General features: G+C 69.4%; 18 protein-coding genes and 2 pseudogenes. 6 read left to right on the top strand and 14 right to left on the bottom strand.

What is annotated here, in order from left to right:
• Positions 1 to 449 precede the first annotated feature (449 nt).
• From M6B22_RS06975 to M6B22_RS06920, 12 genes are all read right to left on the bottom strand, one after another.
• Entirely contained in the window at positions 450 to 3,800 is a 3,351-nt protein-coding gene (locus tag M6B22_RS06975) for a LysM peptidoglycan-binding domain-containing protein (RefSeq protein WP_269445040.1), read from the bottom strand.
• The gene (locus M6B22_RS06970) at positions 3,797 to 4,276 is read right to left on the bottom strand and encodes a hypothetical protein (protein WP_269445039.1); all 480 of its coding nucleotides are present in this window, start codon (positions 4,274 to 4,276) and stop codon (positions 3,797 to 3,799) included. The genes M6B22_RS06975 and M6B22_RS06970 overlap by 4 nt, the downstream gene beginning before the upstream one ends.
• Positions 4,273 to 4,749: a TadE/TadG family type IV pilus assembly protein gene (locus M6B22_RS06965; RefSeq protein WP_269445038.1), complete on the bottom strand. Its 477-nt coding sequence runs from the start codon at positions 4,747 to 4,749 to the stop codon at positions 4,273 to 4,275. Before M6B22_RS06965 ends, M6B22_RS06970 begins: the two co-directional genes overlap by 4 nt.
• Positions 4,746 to 5,141, bottom strand: a complete 396-nt coding sequence (locus M6B22_RS06960) for a TadE family protein (protein WP_269445037.1) — start codon at positions 5,139 to 5,141, stop codon at positions 4,746 to 4,748. The genes M6B22_RS06965 and M6B22_RS06960 overlap by 4 nt, the downstream gene beginning before the upstream one ends.
• Positions 5,142 to 5,247: 106 nt before the next feature.
• Entirely contained in the window at positions 5,248 to 5,478 is a 231-nt protein-coding gene (locus M6B22_RS06955) for a hypothetical protein (RefSeq protein ID WP_269445036.1), read from the bottom strand.
• 76 nt (positions 5,479 to 5,554) lie between these two features.
• On the bottom strand, positions 5,555 to 6,451 hold the full coding sequence (locus M6B22_RS06950) for a type II secretion system F family protein (RefSeq protein ID WP_269445035.1): 897 nt from the start codon (positions 6,449 to 6,451) through the stop codon (positions 5,555 to 5,557).
• The gene (locus M6B22_RS06945) at positions 6,448 to 7,332 is read right to left on the bottom strand and encodes a type II secretion system F family protein (protein WP_269445034.1); all 885 of its coding nucleotides are present in this window, start codon (positions 7,330 to 7,332) and stop codon (positions 6,448 to 6,450) included. Before M6B22_RS06945 ends, M6B22_RS06950 begins: the two co-directional genes overlap by 4 nt.
• A complete protein-coding gene (locus tag M6B22_RS06940; RefSeq protein ID WP_269445033.1) occupies positions 7,329 to 8,948 on the bottom strand; it encodes a CpaF family protein in 1,620 nt (539 codons plus the stop codon). The genes M6B22_RS06945 and M6B22_RS06940 overlap by 4 nt, the downstream gene beginning before the upstream one ends.
• Positions 8,945 to 9,733, bottom strand: coding sequence for a hypothetical protein (locus M6B22_RS06935; protein ID WP_269445032.1), 789 nt, complete (start codon positions 9,731 to 9,733; stop codon positions 8,945 to 8,947). The genes M6B22_RS06940 and M6B22_RS06935 overlap by 4 nt, the downstream gene beginning before the upstream one ends.
• A 12-nt stretch (positions 9,734 to 9,745) precedes the next feature.
• Entirely contained in the window at positions 9,746 to 10,360 is a 615-nt protein-coding gene (locus M6B22_RS06930) for an SAF domain-containing protein (protein WP_269445031.1), read from the bottom strand.
• Between the two features lie 155 nt (positions 10,361 to 10,515).
• Positions 10,516 to 11,448: a hypothetical protein gene (locus tag M6B22_RS06925; RefSeq protein WP_269445030.1), complete on the bottom strand. Its 933-nt coding sequence runs from the start codon at positions 11,446 to 11,448 to the stop codon at positions 10,516 to 10,518.
• A complete protein-coding gene (locus tag M6B22_RS06920) occupies positions 11,445 to 11,900 on the bottom strand; it encodes a hypothetical protein (protein ID WP_269445029.1) in 456 nt (151 codons plus the stop codon). The genes M6B22_RS06925 and M6B22_RS06920 overlap by 4 nt, the downstream gene beginning before the upstream one ends.
• Before the next feature lie 988 nt (positions 11,901 to 12,888).
• On the opposite strand from M6B22_RS06920, the gene M6B22_RS06915 reads away from it, so the two are divergent.
• On the top strand, positions 12,889 to 13,227 hold the full coding sequence (locus tag M6B22_RS06915) for a hypothetical protein (protein WP_269445028.1): 339 nt from the start codon (positions 12,889 to 12,891) through the stop codon (positions 13,225 to 13,227).
• A 19-nt stretch (positions 13,228 to 13,246) separates the two neighbouring features.
• Here the strand turns inward: M6B22_RS06915 and M6B22_RS06910 are convergent, their stop codons facing one another.
• Positions 13,247 to 13,729 (bottom strand): helix-turn-helix domain-containing protein, encoded by a 483-nt coding sequence (locus M6B22_RS06910; RefSeq protein ID WP_269445027.1) that lies wholly within the window; start codon positions 13,727 to 13,729, stop codon positions 13,247 to 13,249.
• Between the two features lie 111 nt (positions 13,730 to 13,840).
• Here M6B22_RS06910 and M6B22_RS06905 point away from each other — a divergent pair.
• The 5 genes and pseudogenes from M6B22_RS06905 to M6B22_RS06885 all read left to right on the top strand — a co-directional run.
• Positions 13,841 to 14,685, top strand: a pseudogene (locus tag M6B22_RS06905) (IS3 family transposase); the annotation flags it as partial.
• A 189-nt stretch (positions 14,686 to 14,874) separates the two neighbouring features.
• Entirely contained in the window at positions 14,875 to 16,080 is a 1,206-nt protein-coding gene (locus M6B22_RS06900; protein ID WP_269442922.1) for a tyrosine-type recombinase/integrase, read from the top strand.
• Positions 16,077 to 17,063: a tyrosine-type recombinase/integrase gene (locus tag M6B22_RS06895; RefSeq protein WP_269442921.1), complete on the top strand. Its 987-nt coding sequence runs from the start codon at positions 16,077 to 16,079 to the stop codon at positions 17,061 to 17,063. Before M6B22_RS06900 ends, M6B22_RS06895 begins: the two co-directional genes overlap by 4 nt.
• Entirely contained in the window at positions 17,050 to 18,093 is a 1,044-nt protein-coding gene (locus M6B22_RS06890; protein WP_269442920.1) for a tyrosine-type recombinase/integrase, read from the top strand. Before M6B22_RS06895 ends, M6B22_RS06890 begins: the two co-directional genes overlap by 14 nt.
• Positions 18,094 to 18,200: 107 nt before the next feature.
• Positions 18,201 to 18,491, top strand: a pseudogene (locus tag M6B22_RS06885) (integrase core domain-containing protein); the annotation flags it as partial.
• Between the two features lie 296 nt (positions 18,492 to 18,787).
• Here M6B22_RS06885 and M6B22_RS06880 read toward each other — a convergent pair.
• On the bottom strand, positions 18,788 to 19,300 hold the full coding sequence (locus M6B22_RS06880; RefSeq protein ID WP_269445026.1) for a DoxX family protein: 513 nt from the start codon (positions 19,298 to 19,300) through the stop codon (positions 18,788 to 18,790).
• Positions 19,301 to 19,616 lie beyond the last annotated feature (316 nt).

Below are 19,616 nucleotides of genomic sequence, written 5' to 3'. Positions count from 1 at the left end.
TCGTGGACCTGACGCAAGGCCGGTGAGGCGACTCTCGGCAAGACTCACGCCGCGCCAGCGACGCCCCTCAACTTGCGACGCAGCCCGGCTGATTCCGACGGTCGGCGCGAGCCGAGCGGCGTTAGAGCCGCTCCGCGCGCGACGTCGCACGCACGCCGGCCGGACGGGTCAGTCACCCGCCGCGTGCAGCCGCGGGACCTGTCACCTCCGGCTCCAGATGGTGCTCATAACTTCCCGCCGTTGACAGCAGCCGACGCCGCGCGGGCCACGCTTCGGAGGTGCACCGCGAGCTGTACCGTGCTCGTCGTCGGCGTGGCCGGCGCGCCGCTGCTCGGCGCATCGTGGGAAGCAGCCGGTGCGTTCCGACAAGCGGAACCGTGGGGCCGACGGCAGCGTCGATCACAGCTGTACGTGGACGCCTTGCCTCGATGCCTGAAGTCGCGCGCGGTTCACGCGCCGCGCGAAAGCCAGCCGTTGCGACGCATGACCTCCAGCGTCCGCGCTGGCGGATCCTCCAGCGTGCGCAGCCGCAGGATCGTTGCTTCCTTCTCCGCGTCGCGCCCGGCACGCTCGTGCGCCTTGGTCATCTGCAGCAGCGCCCAGTCGTCCTCACCGTTGAACTCCAACGCGAGCTCGCAGGCCCGCAGCGCCTCGGCGTCGTCGCCTGCCTCCAGCGCCCGGGTGGCGACGAGGTGTGCCACCTCGGCGACCGCGCCCTGGTAGAGCAGCTCGTCCCCGGCCGGCAGCCACCCGTAGCCGAACGGACGTAGCCGGCTCAGCGGCGTCCCGGACACCAGGTCCAGTGCCGCTACCAGGTCGGGCAGTCCCTCGGCGCCGCGCGCTTCGCCGCGCGCGCGCAGCCGCCGGAACAGGTCGACATCGCACATCAGCCCGGTCAGGCGGTAGCCCTGCACCCCGTCGCGGCGCGCCCGCGGCCAGTACTCCTTGCCGGTGCGCGGGTCGACCCCGAGCCACTGCCGGGTGCGGCTGGCCATGTCCTTCGGGTAGGAGTCGGTGCCGCTGTAGTCCTTGTTCGGCCACAGCTCGTTGGCGAACTCGTCCGTAGACACGCCGTGCGGCTTGTGCCACAGGTAGGCCACGATCTCGGTGCAGAAGTCCTCCTGCTTGACCGGTGGACGGCCGTAGGCCGTGACCGTCACCGGGCCGAGCAGCTGAAGCTTGGCCAGCCGCGCCCCCGGGTCGCGCCACGCCGCCACCAGCTCGTCGAGATCAGGGTCGGCCTGCTCGACCGCGGCCCGTGCCTCCACCGTCACCGCGGGGGCCAGTTGGACCAGGTCCTGCTCGGTGGTCGCCGCCGCTGCGACGTACGCCTCGTCCGGGCCAGGCAGCAGCGACGAGCTGACCGGCTGCCCCGGGTCGAGCGCGGCTGGGCCGCTCGCGGTGCGCGGCACGGTGTACTCCGGCAACAGAGCGCCGGCCGCGTCGGCGAACGCGTCCCACGGCCGCTCTCCGGTCGATCGCGGTGTCGGTTCGTCCAGCGCGCCGTCTCGGTCGAGCGCGATGGCCCGTGCGAGGTCCGGCGCGTCGGCCTCGGGCAGACCCAATGCCAGCACGTCACCGACTGGGAGCAGCGACGTCACCAGCGCCCCGGTACTGGTCACCTGTACCAGCGGCCCGTCCGCCGCGGCGTCCACCGGGACGTCGTCGCCGCTCCTGCCGCCGGTGAGCACCACGGCAACCGCGGCGCGGCCGCCCGCGGCGGTGCCGCGCAACAGCTCGATATCTTCCCGGTTCACGCCCGGTGCGGCGAGCAGCACGTGCGGCATCCACACGTCACCGTCCGTGCCGCGCAGCCGGCCGGCCAGCACGTCGATCCCGGCGTCGCCGGCCACGTCCCGGTTCTCGCCGGCGACCCGTGCCGCCGCGGCGGCCGCCGCGTGTGGATCGTCCGTGTGCGCGAGCCGGGTCGGGTTCGCGTGGACGAGCTCGCCGGCGAACCCGGCCACGGTGACCGTCAGGTGGTCGCTCCACATGTTGTTGGCCAGCTCGGCCACCATGTAGCGGGCCAGGTCCAGGCAGCGACGCGGGTCGCCGGCCAGATGCAGCGCGCCTGCGTGCTCGAGGTCGAGCAGGTACTCGGTGCCGTCCTCGCTGTATCCCACGCTCACCAGGCACGGGTAGGGCGCGAGTCGGTCGGCGGCCGCCGGGTCGAGGTCGGTGTCGCGGCCGAGCGTCCAGCGCAGCGGGTCGCTCTGTAGCCATGGCGCAGGCGGGACGGGAGGTGGGTTGTCGCTGGCCAGGTACAACTCGAGGTAGTCGTCGTTGATCGCCGCGCTGGCGACGTCGGGCAGTTGCCCGTCCGGCCGCGCGCCGATCTGGTTCGCGAGATCGCGCAGCGCCAAGTCGAGGAAGGTCATCTTGGCCAGCGCCGGGCGACCGATAGACACCAGGACCTGCTCGAGCGGCACCAGGTCCGGCGGCAGCGACGCCACCACGTGTCCGGGGCGGCGGTGCCGGAACTTGCGGCGGCGCAGCGTCATCAGCGTCGCGAAGGTCGACGCCGCGAGCAGGCCGCCACCGACGGTCAGGGCGACGTAGCGGTCTTCTGCTGCCGCGGGCGCGTGGTGGCTGTCCGCGGGACCCGTACGGTGCTGCGTCGCGGACGGTGCGGTCGACGCGGCCGGTGGTGTCGACGCCGGCGTGTGCGCCGGTGCGGGGTGGGTGGGCGTGGACGATCCGGGGCCGGGCTGCCCTGGTTGGTTCTGCTGCGGCGGTCGATGTTGCGCAGGCTGCTGTCGGGGGTGTGTCGGCTCCTGGTGGGTCTGCGGCGCCGTCGGCGTTGCTGTGGTGGCGGCGGTCGGGATGTCGAGCACCCAGCCTGGCTTGATCAGGTTGGGGTCGTCGAAGTGCTCGCCGCCGGGCTCGACCCGGCCCTGGTTCGCGTCCCAGCCGGGCTGCCAGTTCGTGCTGCCCGTGACCTGCTCCTCGAGCCCGGACAGCGTGTCGCCGGGCTGGACTCGCACCCGAACCGTGTCCGCGTCCCCGCCCGGGTGGCCGTGGGTCTGTCCGGCCGGAGTGAGGCCGGTCGCGTCGCTCGGCATGATCAGGTGCATGCCGGCCACGATCAGGTTGTCCGGGCCGAGCGTGTGCTGGTTGAGCGCGGCGATCTCGGTGTAGCGCATCGGGTCGCCGAGGTGGTCTTCGGCGATCTGCCACAGGGTGTCGCGGCGCTGAACCTCGTAGGTCGGATGATGCGTCGGCGTGCTCGGGGACGCCGACCTCTCGTGGCTGGAGGTGGCGTGCTGCCCGGCGCCGTGCGCCCCGGCCGGCCGCGCCGCGGAACCCTCGTGCCCAGGACTCGTCACCTGCGGTGCGCTCACGCTGGTCGCCGCGGTCCGCTGACCGCTACCCGGCAGCGGCGCCGCAGCGGCCGACGCGCGGCTACCCAGGCCGGTGATCATCGGCGCGATCGCGAACCCAATCGCGATCGCCGCGACCAGCGCGCCCGCCGGCCGTTGAAACCCGCCGAGACCGGGCAGCGGGTACGACGGCCGCTTCCGCGCCGTGGCCACGATCTCGGGGATCAGCGACAACACGAACAGGGCCCAGCAGATCCCCACGCCGATCGCGATCACGACCAGGGCGAGCTGCCCGTTGTCGTGGCTGGTCAGATCGTGCTTGAGCTGGTGCAACGACGGCACGCCATGCGGCGACAGGTGCAAGCCGGCCATCAGCAGCGGCACGCCGCCGACGATGGCCACCAACACGATCAGCGCGCCGATCCCCCGCGCAAGGGGGATGAGTCGCCGATGCGGTGCGTGTCCGGGTGGCGTTGTCATCCCACTCCTTGCCCGTTGGTGACACCGACTTGCAGCTGCGCGGTGTGGGTCCTGGTCTGGCTGACGGTGAAGCCGAGGATGGGGGCGGTGTCGGTGGCGGTGACCTCGACCTGCACCGTCGCCGGCCCGACCACGTGCACGTCGTAGGTCGTCACCCCGACCTTCTGCAGATAGGCGCGGGCCGCGGCTGCCGCCCGCAGTGTCGCCGTGCCGTCCGAGGTCGGGATGGGACCGAGGGCGATCGAGGCCGCCCGGGCCGCCTCCGAGGAGTAGGTGTCGGCCTTGTTCGCTGCGGAGATGTTCGCGCCGGCGTCAACGAGGAATGTGCCCAGGGTTGCGCCGAGCAGCACGATGAAACACATCAGCACGGCGACCGAGCCGCCATCGTCTCGACGCGATCCGCGACACCAACGCGCTGCGCGGCGCACTGCTCGGCGTAGACGGGCGATGATCGGCGGCGTGAACGTGCCGGTCATGGTCCGCTCCCGAGAGTCAAGTCGCGTGCTGGGTCGAGGGGGCTGGTGGCGCTGTCGTGCAGCGTCTTGGCCCCGGGCAGCCCTTTGACCCCGATATCGGACAGCTCGACGGTGCACCAGACGTCCACGTGGACCGACGCGGCGGTGCCAGGTGGTGCGTAGAACCCGGAGGTGTCGACGTTGACCCGGATGTTGGTGCAGTGCAGCCCGTCGCTGGCTAGTGCTTGTTTCGCGCCGGTCTTGGCCAGCGTCTGCGCGCTATCCGGAGAGCGAGCGATCGAGGCTTCGCGGGCGGCGGCGCCGGCGACACCGCTCATCCGGTCGGCGGCCAGCCAGATGCGTGCGCCGACGACGATGGCGGCCAGTACGAGGATCCCGATCGGCAGCAGGATCGCCAGCTCGACCGACTCCGACCCGCGGTCGTCGTCGGCCGCGCGCCACCGGAACGCCGTCCGTGCGCGGCGGGCGGTCATGGCGAGTCCGGGGTAGTGAAGCGCTCCTTGGAGCGGGTGAGCGTGACATCCGCGGTCGGGTCGATGCCTGGCAGCGGCACCATGCTCTGCACATTCACGTGGATGTGGATCGTGACCGTGGTCGCGGTGTCGGTCTCGGTGACGCGGTACCCAGTGATCGTGTCCGAACCAACGCGGGCCAGGTAGCTTTCCGCGGCCGTCTTCCCGTCCCCCGGGGTGGCCGACACGACGCTGGCCGCGCGGGCGGCCGACGTGGCGGCGGCCTGCGCGGACTCGCGGGCGAAGTACCACATCGCCAGCTGCGGGCCGCCGAACAGCAAGATCACGATGATCGGGAACAGGATCGTGAACTCTACCGATGACGACCCTCGGTCGCCGCGTTCTGGGAGCACTCGCCTCCGGCCGCGCCGCGCTGCTGCGGGGTGGTGTGTCGGGGCCTCGGGCGAGGATCTCGCTCGGGTCCGCACGGGTGCGAGGGGCATCGGTCCGGAGGAGTTGTTACTTGAACAGCTTGGTCTTGGTGGCTATGTAGGTGCCGGCCGCAGCGGTGACCACGCCGCCGATCGTGATGCCGAGGATGATCATCAGCGACTTCTCCGAGGAGTCCGAGCCGCGGTCGTCGCGCACAGTCTCCCCGCGCATCCAGGCGAGGGTGGCCAACGTGGTCAGCAGCAGGACGGCCGAGACCCGTTCTAGGCCTCGGCGGGCGCGGAGCAGAGTGGTCGACATGGCGTTTCCCTTTCTATGTGGGGTTTCTCGTTCGTTGGATTGGTGAGCCGGGGGTCGCAGGACAAGTGAGGCATCGTTAGGCGGCTCCGAACATGCGCAAGGCGAACGGGACCAGCACGAACGCAGTCAGCCCGAAGACCAGCAGCGCCAGCGGGCGCGACATCCGCTCACTGACTTCGTTGGCCTCGGTGCGGGCATCGGACAGTTCTTCGTGGCGCAGCGTGCGGGCGGTGGCCAGCAGGGTGTTGTAGACCGCGGCACCATCGGCGGCGACCTCGGCGATGTCGGCCAGGTTGCGCAGCTCGTCGACCTCGAGCTCCTCACCGAGCGCGCGCAGGTCACGCCACGGCTTCTGCCCGGCGAGCATCGCGCGGGCGATGGCTCGGCGCATCGCGATGAACGGCATGCTGTCCGAGATCTCGACCGCTTCCTCTAGCGCCTGCTCGACCGAGCCGCGGGCACGCCGCTCGCCGGCCACCAGCGTGAGGAAGAACTCCAGGTTCGTGCGGAACTCGAGCCGGGCCCTCGCCGCGAACTCGCGCGCCTCTTGGGTCGGCAGCAGCCACGCGACGGCGCCGATCGCCAGCCCGATCACCACCGGGAACGCAGCCAGCGCGCCGAGCCCGGCGAAGGCGAGGACGACGCTGAGCAGCGACGGCGCGATCAGCCCGGTGACGGCGAGTGTCACCTTCCGGGCGGCCAGCTGGGACCGCGTCCAGCCGATGATCTTCAGGTCGGCGCCAGAGACGCCCAGGTGCCCATCGAGGGCGTCAGCCAGCCGGCGGGGAAGCCAGTCCCACCGGTCACGCGTCGACGTGGTCGGCAAGGTGAACGCCACCGTGGTCGGCTCGGCCGACAGCTGCGCCAGCGCGGCCGCGAGCGCCGGCGGCGCCGGGCGCAGCGCATGCACGCCGAGCACCAGCCCGGCAGCGGCGAGCATGCCGCCGAGGATCACCAGCTGCAGCCCGGTCACGCCCGCACCCCCGCACTGCGCGAGTGGACGGGTGCCGGGTCGACCAGCACGGTCGGGTTCGGCGGCGGGTCGGACAGCTTGCGCATCCACCGAAGCGCGACCGCGAAGACCGCGGCGACGCCGAGCAGCGTGATCTGCCCGATGACGCTGTTGTAGGTGGACAGGAACGTGTGCGCGAACAGCATCATGCCGGCGATCAGCGCCGCGGTGATGATGACGATGAAGCGCATGTTGGCGCGCGGCTTAGCCCGCTCGGCCTCCACCTCGCGCACCATCCGGGACCGCTCGTCGAGATCCTGAGCCAGTGCGGTGAGCACGTCGGCCAGGCCCGGCCCGCCGTTGCGTTCGCGCAAGATCAGCACGCCGGCGATCTTGTCCGCGGCCGGGTCCCCGACCTCGGCGGCGAACCGACGTAGCGCCCGCTCGATCCCGATCGGTCCCATCCGCCGCACCAGCCGGTTCACCTCGGCCGCGATCGGCTCCGGCACCGAGGTCAGCGACCGGTTCAGCGCCTCCCGCGTCGACCCGGCGGCGCCCGAGCTGATCAGGTCCGCCAGCCGTCTCGTCCAATCGGCTAGCGCCTGCGACCGCACGATCAGACGTTGCGCAGCCTTGCCGCCACCCAGCACCTCGGGCACGAAGATCACTCCTGCGACGGCGCCGAGTGCGGCGACCGGCCACCCCGTGACCAGCAGCACCACTACCCCGACTGCGATGCCCGCCAGGTGTAGCGGGGTCAACTTGAGCCCGACCGCTCCACCGCGCTTTCCTCTTTCCCTCGGGAGTAGGAACGTCACGCCGCGGGCGGCGGCGACCAGGCTCACCAGCCCGCCGGCGACCAACAGACCGGCGATAGTGATCAGCAGGACGCCCGGGTTCATGACGCCCGCTCGCCCGCGTCCGGGTCGCGCCAATCCGAACGGCCTTCGCTCAGCCACTGCTCGGCGTGGAAACCGACCGACTCCAGCCGATCCCGTAACCCGTCACTCAGGGCGCCCGGTCCCCACGGGACCGGCTGCTCGCCCGGTCGGCGGGGTTTGAAGATCGGCGTTAGGTCCGGCTTGCCAGAGTCGCCGACCTCGCCGAGTTCGTAGATTCCGGACACGTAGCGGTACCAGCGGCCGTCGCGTTCGTCCCGGCTCACGTGCACGACCAGGTCCAGCTCCGACAACGATTCCATGATCAGTTCGCTGTCCGGAGCCGGGTCGGCCTTCAACGCGTTGATCTTCACCTTCTTGAACACGCCCTCGGCCGAACGGGCGTGGATCGTGCACATCACCGACGCGATGCCGCTCGTTGCCGCCTCGAGCAGCGAGGTCACGTACGCGCCGCGCACCTCGCCGACGATCACCCAGGTGGGGGAGGCCCGCAGGGCTTCATTCAATGCGTGCGACATGGTGAAGGCACCCCTGCCCTCCGCGTTGGGAAGCCGCGACTCGAACGACCGCGAGACCGCGTGCCGGCGGGTCATCTGCCGCTCGTCCGGATTCCAGCGCAGCAGGTGCAATCCGAGCTCCCGCTCGTCCTCCACCGTGACGACGACGTTGTTGAAGTTGATCGTGGAGGCCAGCGCGCGAAGCAGCGTCGTCTTTCCGACCCCCGGATTGCCGCTGACCAAGACCGACGACCCCGCCAGCACCGCGTAGTGCAAGAACGCGTGCATCGGGGTATCGATCATGTTCTGGGCGCGCAGGTCGGCCAGACTCGGGTCGCTGTAGCGGTGCACCCGGATCACCCCGGCCGGGCGAGGCAGCACGTCCATCGCGGCCTGCAACCGCGCACCCAACTCCGTCACACCCTTCAACCGCACGTTCAAGATCGGTGCCGCGGAGGAGAACTCGCGGCTGGTCTGGCCGTCACCGGACCGGGCACCGATCGCGCGCAGCAGCTGTTCCAGCTCGCCATCGGTGCCCGCGATCGGCGGACCCGCCACCAGCTTGCCGCTGGCCAGCCGCAGCATCGTCGAGTCGCAACCCTCGAAATGAATGTCCTCCACATTCGTGCGCGCCAGCAGCGGCGCGAGCCGGCCCAGCCCGTCCAGCTCGGCCAGCACCGCGGCGAAGATCTGTTCCTCGGTCGCCTCCGTCGGCGCGGCCCGGCCCCGGCTGGCCTCGTGCAGCACCCACTGCTCGTACTCGTTGCGGATCAGCTTCTTGGTCAGTTCCCGCTTGCCGGCCGCCGGGTAGTTCTTGTCCTCGGCCGCCAGCCGCGTCGACACCCGGTTGCGCAGCTCCTCGACGACGCCGTAGTCGTCCTCACCCAAGGTGTCCTCGACGACGCCCGCGCCGGGCGGAACGGGGTCGGTGCGGCGCGCCGTTGCCGTCACGGGAGGGAGCGACGGCAGCGGTAGCCGGTCCTGGACGCGGGGCCCGTCATGCCCGCCCGCCGTCGGCGACACTGAGCCGTTCGGCAGCGAGGCCGGCCCGGGCGGCCGCACGCCGCTCACGTCTGCGGCCGGCTCGTCCATGGTCCACGGGGCGCGGGAGTAGTCGGTCATCGTGCCGCTCCCGCTGCGTAGTCCGCAGCCGGCTCGCTGGCCGCCATCAGGCGGCGCGCCAACTCCGACGCTGCCTTGAACAGCGGGGCGCGTTGCATCGCCCGGCTGATCGACCCGCTCCCGCCGTCGGACAGCATGGCCGCGGCCGCCCGGTCCTCCGGCAGCGAGCCGCCCAGCGACATCTGCAGCGACCCCGCGACTTCCGATGCCGGGTAAGGCCCAGAACCGATCACCAGCGCCGACACCTTCTGCAGGTCACCAAGCTCGTACCGCAGCTTCGTCATGGCATCCTGCGCGGCATGAACCGAGCGCACACTCGGCCGCACCGCCAGCAGCACGTGATCGGCCGCGCGCAAAACCGGCCAGTTCCCGCGATCGCCGACCAGCCGGCCGGCGTCGACGAGCGCGTCCCGCCCGGTCGCCGAGCGGGCCCGCTCGAGCGCAAGAGCCAGCCGCTCCCAGGTGTCCTCGGCAAACGAAAAGCCCTGCGTCGCATTCGTGAACCCGGGCAGAAACCACGTATCCCGGTGCTCCGGCACTTCCACGACGTGCTGGGCGAACATCGTCGCCGCAGCAATCGCCGGAATGCCCCGCCGCGCCGACGTCGACCAAGACAACAGACCATGCTCGGTACTCACCCGGCCGGCCAGCAGCCCCGGCGCCATGTCTCCGCCCGCGGGGTCGCAATCGGCCGCCAGCACCGGACGCGGCCACGTCAGCGCGAGCGCCCAGGTCGAGGTCGTCACACCCGGCGCGGCCTTCCCGGAGGTCACCACGGTCAGCATCGCGGCGGCCCCTTACCGACCCGCCGGCAAGAGGATCACCGCGATGTTGCCCGTCGAGGCCAGCCGCGCCACCGGCACACCGTCCGCTGCGGCCACCTTCACGTCAACAACCGTCACCTGCGTGGCCGGATCTCTCACCCCGACGTCCACCACCGTGCCGTCGACACCCGGCGTCGTCCCGCCGCCCGACGTTGACCCGCCGCTCCCGGTCGAGCCGCCCGTCGTCGGCGCCGCCCCGTTGTCCCCCGGCGTGGCGACGATGAGCACCTTCTGCCCCGCGACCAGGCCGCGGCCGGGGAACTGGCCCGGCTTCAACGGCAACGCCACCAGCTGCTGGCCCGCCGTGAACCCGCTACTCGGCCCGACCTGGGCACGAGTCAGCAACGTCCCCTTCACCAGCGCAACCTGCGCCACCTGCCCCACCACTTCGGACCGGTCCGAGGCCGGTATCGGCGACAGGTTCGCGTCCTTGACCACGCTGGCCGTCGTCAGGTCGTCGTCGGTGATCCGGGCGCCTACCGGCACGTCCTTCGCCACCGCGAGCACCTTGGCGTGTTGCGTCAGCAGTTGAGTGCCGGCGAACGCGATTAACCCGCCGACGAGCACCACCAGAACGCTGATGATCACGCCGCGCCGGCTCGTCCGACGGCTCGCCGCCGCAGAGCGCACCGGCGCCAGTGGTGGTGTCTGGTCCGGCGGCGGCAGAGCCGGTGCCGCGGGCGGCACGGCCGGCAGGTAGCTCCCCGGAAGCGTCTGAGGCGGAGTTCCGTCCGCGTGCGTGGTCACCGCGTCACCACCGATTCGACTTCAGCGACGGCAAACGTCGAGCGCGAGGTCGTCGTCTGATCCGGCAACGTGCCCCTCGTGTTACCCGAGCCGGCCCACGTCACCTGCCAGCGGATCCCGTACGTCGCGGTCACCACATCGTGCGGCTCGTGGATGCTCGAATGTGGATAGTGGTAGTCGCAGCCGCTCGGCGACGGATCCCACACCCCGTAAGAGGAATTCCACGCCGTGCCCGGACCCGCGCACGACACCGCTGGGTCCCCATCCCCCGGCACGAATGTCAACGCCGTCGGCTTCACCGTCACCTCGGCCCACACCGCACCCGCCGCCGCGCGCGCGGTCAGCGACTGGAAGTCGGCCGGGTCGGTCCAGTACCAGGTCGCGGCATGCACGACCGTGTACGGCTCGCCGTTCTTCAACGTTCCGTTGGGGTAGCGTCCCGTCGATGGCTTCGTCATCGTGAGTTTGTCGAACGCCTGACGTGCAAGCATTGCCGGTGTCGGGCCGAGACCGGGTGGCGGACTCGGCAGCCACACGTAGCCACCCGACCCGCTGCTCAGGAAGCAGTCCGCCCAGTAGATCCCGCCGCCGCCGGTCTTGTACGACTCGTACACCGGCCCGGACGTCGGATACGGGTTGGCCTCCCGGTAGTAGCAGCCGTCGTTGGCGTTGAAGTGTCCCGAGTTCGTTACGCACGGAATGGCTTTGCCCTTCCAAGAACAGTCGCCAGAGCCGCCTCCGGAACCACCTTGCCCACGCCCAGAGCCGCCGCCTCCGGGGTCGACCACCTTCGTCACACAGGTGCCGTCCGGGTAGCAGATGGTGATCGTCTTGCCACCGGATGGTGACGCCGCTGCTGCAGGGTCGAGCGTGAGTCCAACGATCAATGTGCTCACCAAGATCGCCAGCACTCGAATCGTCGTACTCATGGCGAACACGTGTGCTTCCGATCTGCCGTCGTTCGGTACACGACCCAGTTCCCCTTGAACTTGATCACCTCGGCAGTGATGGCATAGGGGGGTTTGACGGGGTTGGGAGTCACCTTGACGGGCTTTCCAGTCTTGACGTCATAGGCGACCCACGACGGGGAGACCGTGGGACAGTCGATCACGGTCACCCTCGGGTACGGCTTGGCGGCCAACTCGGTGCGAAGCACCCTCGTGCGCGGCGTTGGAGACGTGCCCCGGTTCGCGATCCCGGCGATCTGCAGTTGTGTCAGCAGCCCCTGGAATCCGCCGAGCGCCGGATCGACCGCAAGGGTCCGCAGGTCTTTGCTGTGGTTCTTCGCCGGTGACCGTTCGGCGGCGTAGGTCGCGGCCGCCCAGCGTCTGTAGACGGTGACTGCAGCTGTCGACTCAGGGGAGTCGCTTGAGGTAGGCAACGATGGCGCCGAGGAGGTCGCGGAAGTAGAAGGCGCCGAGATTGTCGAGGATTCCGGCGAGCTTGGAGGGCTCGACGAAGAATCCGTACTACCTGACGAAGTGCAGCCGCCGAGCAGGATCACGACAGCGGCCAAGAGGGAGGCGGTGATCGCCAATCGATGGGCCACGAGACCCCCACAATGACGGCTGCAGGGCCTCGGGCCGGATGATCCGAAGTCGCAGGGTGTCCATATTGCCCCACCACGTCCAGGTTTCACAGTGGGATACCTTCTTCCGCGCGAGCGCGGCGTGAGCCAGGGCCGCCGTGCGATCCGCAGCTGTGGCGGTTGTGCGCGCAGATTCGCGGGACCAACAGCCTCGGGCAGATGGTCTGCTCCGGCTGCCGCCAGGTCACCGACCCATCCGAGCCGCCAACGGGCGCGCGCAACTCCCGCAGCTGTCCCACATCGCCTCCTGGACGGGTCTCCCCTCACTCCCAACAAGCGGGGTGAGCATGCGGCAATGCGACACAGATTCATTGCGGGATAATATCCCGTCGTGAGGATTGATCTCAAAGCAAGCGGACGGCAAGAGCACGACCGCGATTGGCGCGTGCCGTGCCCACACCGATGACTACGCTCGCGAACCGGCGCCCTGGCGCCAACAACAGCAAGGAGGCGGTCCGCGAGAGTGAACGCAACAGATCTTGACGAGCCCGTGACGATCGCCCTCACCGCGGCCGGCGCCGCAGCCCTCGGTGTGGCGGCCGGAACCGCCCTCGTCCAGCGCGGCTTAGCGCAACTTGATGTCGACATGCCCCGGCGAGCCGCCCGGTGGGGGGCCCCGAGCGGACTGGTCGGGGGCGTGGGGGGTGCGGTTGCCGCAGTGCAAGCGGACAGCACGTGGCTCGTCCCAGCGCTACTCGTGTGGGCCTACGCGCTCGCTGCGGCCGCAACGTGTGACGCGCTCACGCAACGCGTGCCCACGCCGCTAGTCCGTCAGGCTGCGGTGATCACGGCCGTGCTCGTGCTGGCGGCCTCCGCCGCCGCCGGACATTGGAAATGGATCGGGAGCGCCGTCGCCGTCAGCCTCGCGGCCGGACTGATCTTCGGGTTCTTCTGGCGGTTCCTTGGTGTCGGGTTCGGTGATGTCCGGCTTGCGATCCTGGGCGGGCTCGGCCTGGCGCATCCCACCCGCGTCGGGTTCCTGGTCGGCTTCGGCGCGTTCGTACTCATCACGCTGTTGCAGGCAGTGATCACCCTGGCCCGCGGCGGCAATCGGCGCAGCCTGTTTCCGTACGGGCCAGCGATTGCGATGGCGTTCCTGCTTGCAGCTGCTGTGCAGTAGCGGGACACGTACCCTGCGGTCACCGCTCACGATCGATCGAAGCGACCAGCTCGGCCCGAGTGACGTGCAGCGCCTTCGCCAGCTTCGCCGCGGCCTCGTTCGGCATCGGCGCGACACCCCGCGACCACCGATGCAGCGAGCTGTAGTTGATCCCGGTTTCCTGGGCAAGCGCCGTCAATGTCCACCCACGGACTAGACGCAGTGCCGTGAACGGCGGAGCTGCAGGGTCGACGTCGAACAGGTCTAGAGGGTTGATCTTCAGCGCGCGAGCGACCATCGGTATGTACGGTGCTGTCGGCGCGTCCACGCCACGCTCCCACGCACTGATCCGGTCCTGCATGACCCGAACCCGGCGGGCAACTTCTGTGGCGGAGTCTTCCGGCGGCTCGCCACGAGACGGCCCCCATATTCTCTCCGCCCGCTTTGCCAGGTCGGCTTGCGTGAGATCCGCCTTCTTCCTGGCCTCGATGAGCGTTTCGGGGCGGAACCTTGGCACCGCCACTCACGCACTCCTTATCGGTCGAAACAGGTGCCCAGGAGGCTATCGGGTCTGCTGCACGGATAGGTGACATCTGATCTGTGGAGATTGATCTCCGCTGGAAGGATGTCGACCGTGCCGAAACCGTTCCCTAGGGAGTTCCGCGAGGACGTTGTCCGGGTCGCTCGCAGCGGTGATGCATCGGTGGCGCAGGTGGCCAAGGACTTCGGGATCTCCGAGTCGTGTCTGCACCGCTGGCTTGCACTCGATGATGTCGAGCAGGGCAAGCGCCCCGGTGTCACCACCAGTGAGTCGGCCGAGCTGCGTGAGCTGCGTAAACGCAACAAGCTGTTGGAGCAGGAGAACGAGGTCCTGCGTCGGGCGGCGGCGTATCTGTCGCAGGCGAACCTGCCGGGCAGCCAGGGGAAATGATGTACCCGCTCGTCCGTGAGCTGGCCGTCGACGGGATCCCCGTCGCGGTGACGTGTCGGGTGCTCCAGATCGCTCGTCAGCCGTACTACCGCTGGCTGGCCGAGCCGGTGCCCGATGCCGAATGGATTGAGGCGCACCGGGCGAACGCGCTGTTTGACGCCCACTGCGACGACCCGGAGTTCGGCTACCGGTTCCTGGCCGACGAGGCCCGCGAGGAGGGGCAGGCCATGGCCGACCGCACGGCGTGGCGGATCTGCTCCGCGAACGGCTGGTGGTCAGTGTTCGGCAAGCCGCGCGGCCGCAACGGCAAGAAGAAGCGCAAGCCCGGCACGCCGGCCTTCCCTGATCGGGTCAACCGCGACTTCACCGCGGCCGAGCCGAACAGCCTGTGGCTGGTCGACATCACCGAACACTGGACCGGCGAGGGCAAGCTGTACTGCTGCGCGATCAAGGACTGCTTCAGCAACAAGATCGTCGGATACTCCATCGACTCGCGCATGAAGGCCCGCCTCGCCGTCGCGGCGCTCGAGAACGCCGTCGCCCGACGCGCGGTCACCGGCGCCGACGTCGCCGGCTGCATCGTTCACGCCGATTATGCCGAGGTCTGCGTTATGCCGAGGATCGGCGGGATCCCCTTTGCTGGCAGGGCTGCGTGACTGATTCCTCGGGCTAACGTTTGGGCCTGTTCGGTGGCAGCGTCCGCCGTGTCCATTCGCGATGCGGAGGAGGAGACGGCCATGGACATGACGGTCACGGGGATCGGGTCGGTTGTTGTCGCGGAGCTGCGCGCGGCCGGCTATATGGAGTCAACGATCGGCAACTACGAGAAGTCGATCAGGGCGTTGACGCAACTCGCCGACGGGCGGGGCGGCAAGTACACACCGGCGCTGGGTGCGGAGTTCGCGGCGATGACGATCAGCCCGCGGACGGGCAGGTTCAGCGTGCAGCGCCGGTTCGACTACGGACGGCTGGTCCGCGTGTTCAACTCCTACGTCACCACGGGCCGGGTCGAGTTGGCTTGCTGCACCCGTGGCGGGGGCGGGCCCCGTCCTGTCTCGCGGGAGTTCGTCCGGCTTGTTGGCGCGTGGGAGGCCGACATGGCTGACCGGGCTCTCGCGTCCGCGACCCGGGATGCCTACGGCCGGGTCGCTCGCGATTACCTGGTGTTCCTGGAGGCAGGCGGGATCCGCCGTCTCCGTGACGCCGACGGGGCGAGCGTGCTGAGCTACCTGAACTCGTTGACGGCTACGTGGAAGACGTCGTCGCTGTTCTGGGTCGTGTCGAACTTCCGCCCGTTCTTGAAGTTCACCGGCCGCAGCGACCTGGTCGACGCGCTCGGGTTGGCTGGCCTCAAGCGCTCTCACCGGATCGTGCCGGCGCTGCCGGACGAGGCGCAGCGCCTGATCGTGCAGGCATGCGCAACGCCGGCTATACCGGCACGGGATGCTGCCATCACGCTGCTTGCGGTCACGACGGGGCTGCGCGCATGCGACATCATCAGTCTGCTTCGTGACGACATCGACTGGCGGGCACGGACCGCGAGCCTCGTGCAGCAGAAGACCCACAACCCGCTGACAGTGCCGCTGACCGATCTGGTAGTCGACCGGCTTGCCGAGTACGTCCTTGACCAGCGGCCAGACTCGCCGGACGAGCATCTGTTCGTGCGTTCGGTGGCCCCGCACACGCGGCTGGCCGACCACGCCACGGTCCACCGGGTGATCACCACGGTGTTCCGTCGGGCCGGCGTCGCGGACGTGCTGGGCAGCACGCGTCTGTTGCGGCACAACGCCGCGACACGGCTGCTGAGGGCGTCGGTGCCGTTGCCGACCATCGCGGCCGTGCTCGGCCACGCGCGGCCGAAATCGACTGACCTGTATCTGAGCGTCGATGTCGTGCGCCTGCTCGACTGCGTCCTCGACGTCCCCGCCGGCGCGCGGCCATGAGCACGAAGGCGCTGGCCGCGAACGGCCATGACTTCACCAGCGCGTTCGCACCGCACCTTGCCGCCTACCTCGCGTTCAAGGAGCAGATGGGGTTCTACGGCGCCTCCAGGGTCTGGTACCTGAGGCAGTTCGACGCCTACTGCACCTCTCACGACCGGACGGTGTTCGACCGCGACACGGTCGAGGGATGGGTCAGCGAGCGTCTGGCCCGCACGGGCCCCTACCGGTCCTGGATGTCCTACATCCGCGATGTCGGCCGCTGGCTGCAGGCCCACGGGCAGTGTGACGCCTACGTCTTGTCGGACCGGTGGAAGGCTCAACGCCTGCCCACGCACCCCTACTTGCTCGGCGAGGCGGAGATCGAGGCGTTCTTCGCTACTGCGGCGGCGGTGCGGGCGGCGTCGCCGTGGCGGTGGCAGTCGGTCGCGTTCTTCACGTTGATGCACTGTTGCGGGCTGCGGACCGGGGAGACCCGGCGGCTACGCCCCGAGCACGTGCACCTGCGCGACAGGACCCTCGACGTGGTCGACTCCAAGGGCAACCGGTCGCGAAGGCTCCCGCTCACTGCCGACGTCACGAGGGTTCTGGCCAAGTGCGACCGCATCACGCGTGCGCATTTCGGACCGTCACGGGCCACCTTCTTCATCTCGAGGACCGGCAACGAGGTCACAGGCGCGACCATCGATGAGATCTTCCGGCGTATCTGGCACCAGGCCGCTCTTTCACGGCCGAGCGGCGGGGTGCAGCCCACGCCCTACGCCTTCCGGCATCACTTCGCCTACGCCAACGTCGATCGCTGGATGGCGCAGGGCAAGGACGTCATGGCGATGCTTCCCTACCTGGCCCGCTACATGGGCCACGCCAGCATCGAGTCGACGTTCTACTACATCCACACCTCGCCGGAGTTCCTGCACGCCTACGACGGACTCACCACCGCAGGCCAGTCGCTGCTGCCGGAGGTCGGATTCGATGACCAAGCATGACCGAGCGACCCGCGAACCGGACTTCTACCGCTACGCCCGCGACTACCTGCACGTCTACCTGCCGACGATGGCGCACCGCTCGGCGAACACGGTCGAGGCCTACCGGATCAGCCTGGAATGCCTCCTGCGCTACCTCGCCGAACAGCACCACGTCGCCCGCGCACACGTCAGCTTCGACCATCTCGACCGGCAGCACTTGAAAGGATGGCTCGCCTGGATGGGCGGGCAGCAGCACTACGCGCCACGGACGATCGGCCTGCGGCTCACCGCCGTCAAAGCGTTCCTGGCCTACTGCGCGGCCGAAGACCTCACCCTCGTCACGGTCAGCCAGCAAGCCAAGACGCTGCGCGCACCCACCGCGGCGAGGGAACCGATCGAGTACCTCACCGAACCCGAGACGAGCGCGGTGCTCGCCGCATTCACCGGCCGCACCCCGAAATCGCGGCGGAACCGGATGCTGCTGATCCTGCTCTACGACACCGCCGCCCGCGTCGGTGAGCTCACCGCCATGACGCTGGCCGACCTGCACCTGCACCGGCCCGGCCATGTGGTCCTCACCGGCAAAGGTGACAAGACCCGCGTCGTCCCGCTCACCGCGAAGACGATCGAACACCTGGACGTCTACCTCGCCGAGTTCCACCCCGGCATCGCCCGAACCGAAACGACCCGCCCGGTGTTCTACAGCTTGCACAACGGGGCACCGACCGCGCTGTCGACCGACACCGTCGCCGCAGTGCTCAAACGCGCCGCCACAACCGCACGCCGAAGATGTCCCTCGATTCCCGAAGACATCCACTGCCACATGCTGCGCAAGACCAAAGCGATGGACCTCTACCAGCAGGGCATCGCGCTGCCGATCATCATGCGACTCCTCGGCCACGAGAACATGTCGACCACCTCGGCGTTCTACGCCTTCGCCACCGTCGACATGATGCGCAAAGCCGTCGATGCCGCCACCCCAGCCGTCACGACACCCCAGGCGCGCCGACTCACGAAGGAGCGACTGCAGGCCCTCTACAGCCTCCGCTAACCGCCGGATCGTTAAGCCGAGGAATCAGTCACGCAGCCCTGCCAGCAAAGGGGATCCCGCCGACCTTCGGCATAACGCAGACCTCGGCATAATCGCTGCTAAGCCGAATTCGGCTTAGCTCCGACCGCGGATCGCAATTTCGATCAAGAAAGTTCCACCGCGCGCTGACGCGTCACGCAATGGTCGGCTCGATGGGCCAGGTCGCCTCCGCGGCCGACAACGCCGCCATGGAGAGCTTCTTCTCGCTGCTGCAAAAGAACGTCCTGGACCGGCAGCCGTGGCGCACCCGCGAACAGCTGCGGATCGCGATCGTGACCTGGATCGAGCGGACCTACCACCGCCGCCGGCGACAAGACGCGCTCGGCCGATTGACCCCCATCGAGTACGAAGCAATCATGACCCCAACCGCCCACCCAGGCGGCCTAACCGAACCTGTCACCCGTTCGTGCAGCAGACCCCATCGCTCTGGACAACATCTGGCGCATCGCCGACAGCCTAGGTGTGCGTCCGAGCGACCTTCTCGTCGAACGCTAACCAGATCCCGGGACACCCGCGATCATGCCCAGCGCACTGATCTGAACCACCGTCAAAACGTGACGCTCATAGCCGATGAACGGGAGTTCGTCAGCCTGCCAAAATCTTGCACGGAAACTGACCCCCTCGAACTCACTCTGGCTCCCACCGAGCTGCAGCATCACCGCTCCGCTTCGCGGTCCGGACGCCAACAGGCTGCGAGCAGCACCGCCGCGCCGCCGAGGCCGGCCACGACGGCGAGCGTGAACCCGGGCCAACCGGCCGGTTCGAACCAACCGATCGTGTGGTCGAGGGACCACCGGCCGGCGCCGATGCCGCCCAACGCAGCGGCCGCGATCATTAGCGTCAACACGTACTCGTAGCCCTCACCGGGGCGGAAGATGAAGAAGCCGTTGCGGACGTGGTTGGTCACAAAGGCGACCGCCATGGTGCCGATGACGCCGGCGCAGCCCAGCGGTGTGGCGAGTCCGAGCAGGAGCAGCAGGCCCGCGCCGAGTTCGGTAAGGCTCGCCGTCCAGGCGTGCAGCATGCCGGGACGCATGCCGAGCCCGGCGAACCACCGGGCCGTGCCGGCGATCTTGCCGCCGCCGAAGACGTGGTTGTAACCGTGGGCGATGAACACCACGGCGAGGCCGATCCGCAGGATCAACACGGAGAGATCACTGGCGATCATCGAATTCCCTTCTCGGTGGCCAGGGCCGGTAGCTGCCCGCCCGTGACCTCCTCGGCCTCGCGGCCCGTCCGGCCCGCGAGGTTGGCGCAGCTGTGGATGCCCCGTCATAGCGCGGCCGCGTGGTCGCGAGACGAGCGGAAGATGTGATCGCTTCCGCTATCGCGGATCCTGCCGACGGAGCGGCCTCCTGCCCGCGACACCAGAGCCACAGCCGAGCTTGCCCCACCGCTGCCCGTGGTTGGCCTCCTCTTCCAGCCGGCGGGTCAGCACCATGCCGCGGGACAACAGCACGCGGCACAGCTCGCCGGTGATCTCC

It is taken from the genome of Jatrophihabitans cynanchi (assembly GCF_027247405.1).
Taxonomy (GTDB): Bacteria; Actinomycetota; Actinomycetes; order Mycobacteriales; family Jatrophihabitantaceae; genus Jatrophihabitans_B; species Jatrophihabitans_B cynanchi.
The sequence above is the reverse complement of the archived record's forward strand: the minus strand, read 5'-3'. Positions and strand labels throughout refer to the sequence as shown.

Coding starts and splice junctions, on each gene's coding strand:
- M6B22_RS06975 (WP_269445040.1), bottom strand. CDS start 3,800: ATGACAACGCCACCCGGACACGCACCGCATCGGCGACTCATCCCCCTT.
- M6B22_RS06970 (WP_269445039.1), bottom strand. CDS start 4,276: ATGACCGGCACGTTCACGCCGCCGATCATCGCCCGTCTACGCCGAGCA.
- M6B22_RS06965 (WP_269445038.1), bottom strand. CDS start 4,749: ATGACCGCCCGCCGCGCACGGACGGCGTTCCGGTGGCGCGCGGCCGAC.
- M6B22_RS06955 (WP_269445036.1), bottom strand. CDS start 5,478: ATGTCGACCACTCTGCTCCGCGCCCGCCGAGGCCTAGAACGGGTCTCG.
- M6B22_RS06945 (WP_269445034.1), bottom strand. CDS start 7,332: ATGAACCCGGGCGTCCTGCTGATCACTATCGCCGGTCTGTTGGTCGCC.
- M6B22_RS06940 (WP_269445033.1), bottom strand. CDS start 8,948: ATGACCGACTACTCCCGCGCCCCGTGGACCATGGACGAGCCGGCCGCA.
- M6B22_RS06935 (WP_269445032.1), bottom strand. CDS start 9,733: ATGCTGACCGTGGTGACCTCCGGGAAGGCCGCGCCGGGTGTGACGACC.
- M6B22_RS06925 (WP_269445030.1), bottom strand. CDS start 11,448: ATGAGTACGACGATTCGAGTGCTGGCGATCTTGGTGAGCACATTGATC.
- M6B22_RS06900 (WP_269442922.1), top strand. CDS start 14,875: ATGGACATGACGGTCACGGGGATCGGGTCGGTTGTTGTCGCGGAGCTG.
- M6B22_RS06895 (WP_269442921.1), top strand. CDS start 16,077: ATGAGCACGAAGGCGCTGGCCGCGAACGGCCATGACTTCACCAGCGCG.
- M6B22_RS06890 (WP_269442920.1), top strand. CDS start 17,050: ATGACCAAGCATGACCGAGCGACCCGCGAACCGGACTTCTACCGCTAC.
- M6B22_RS06880 (WP_269445026.1), bottom strand. CDS start 19,300: ATGATCGCCAGTGATCTCTCCGTGTTGATCCTGCGGATCGGCCTCGCC.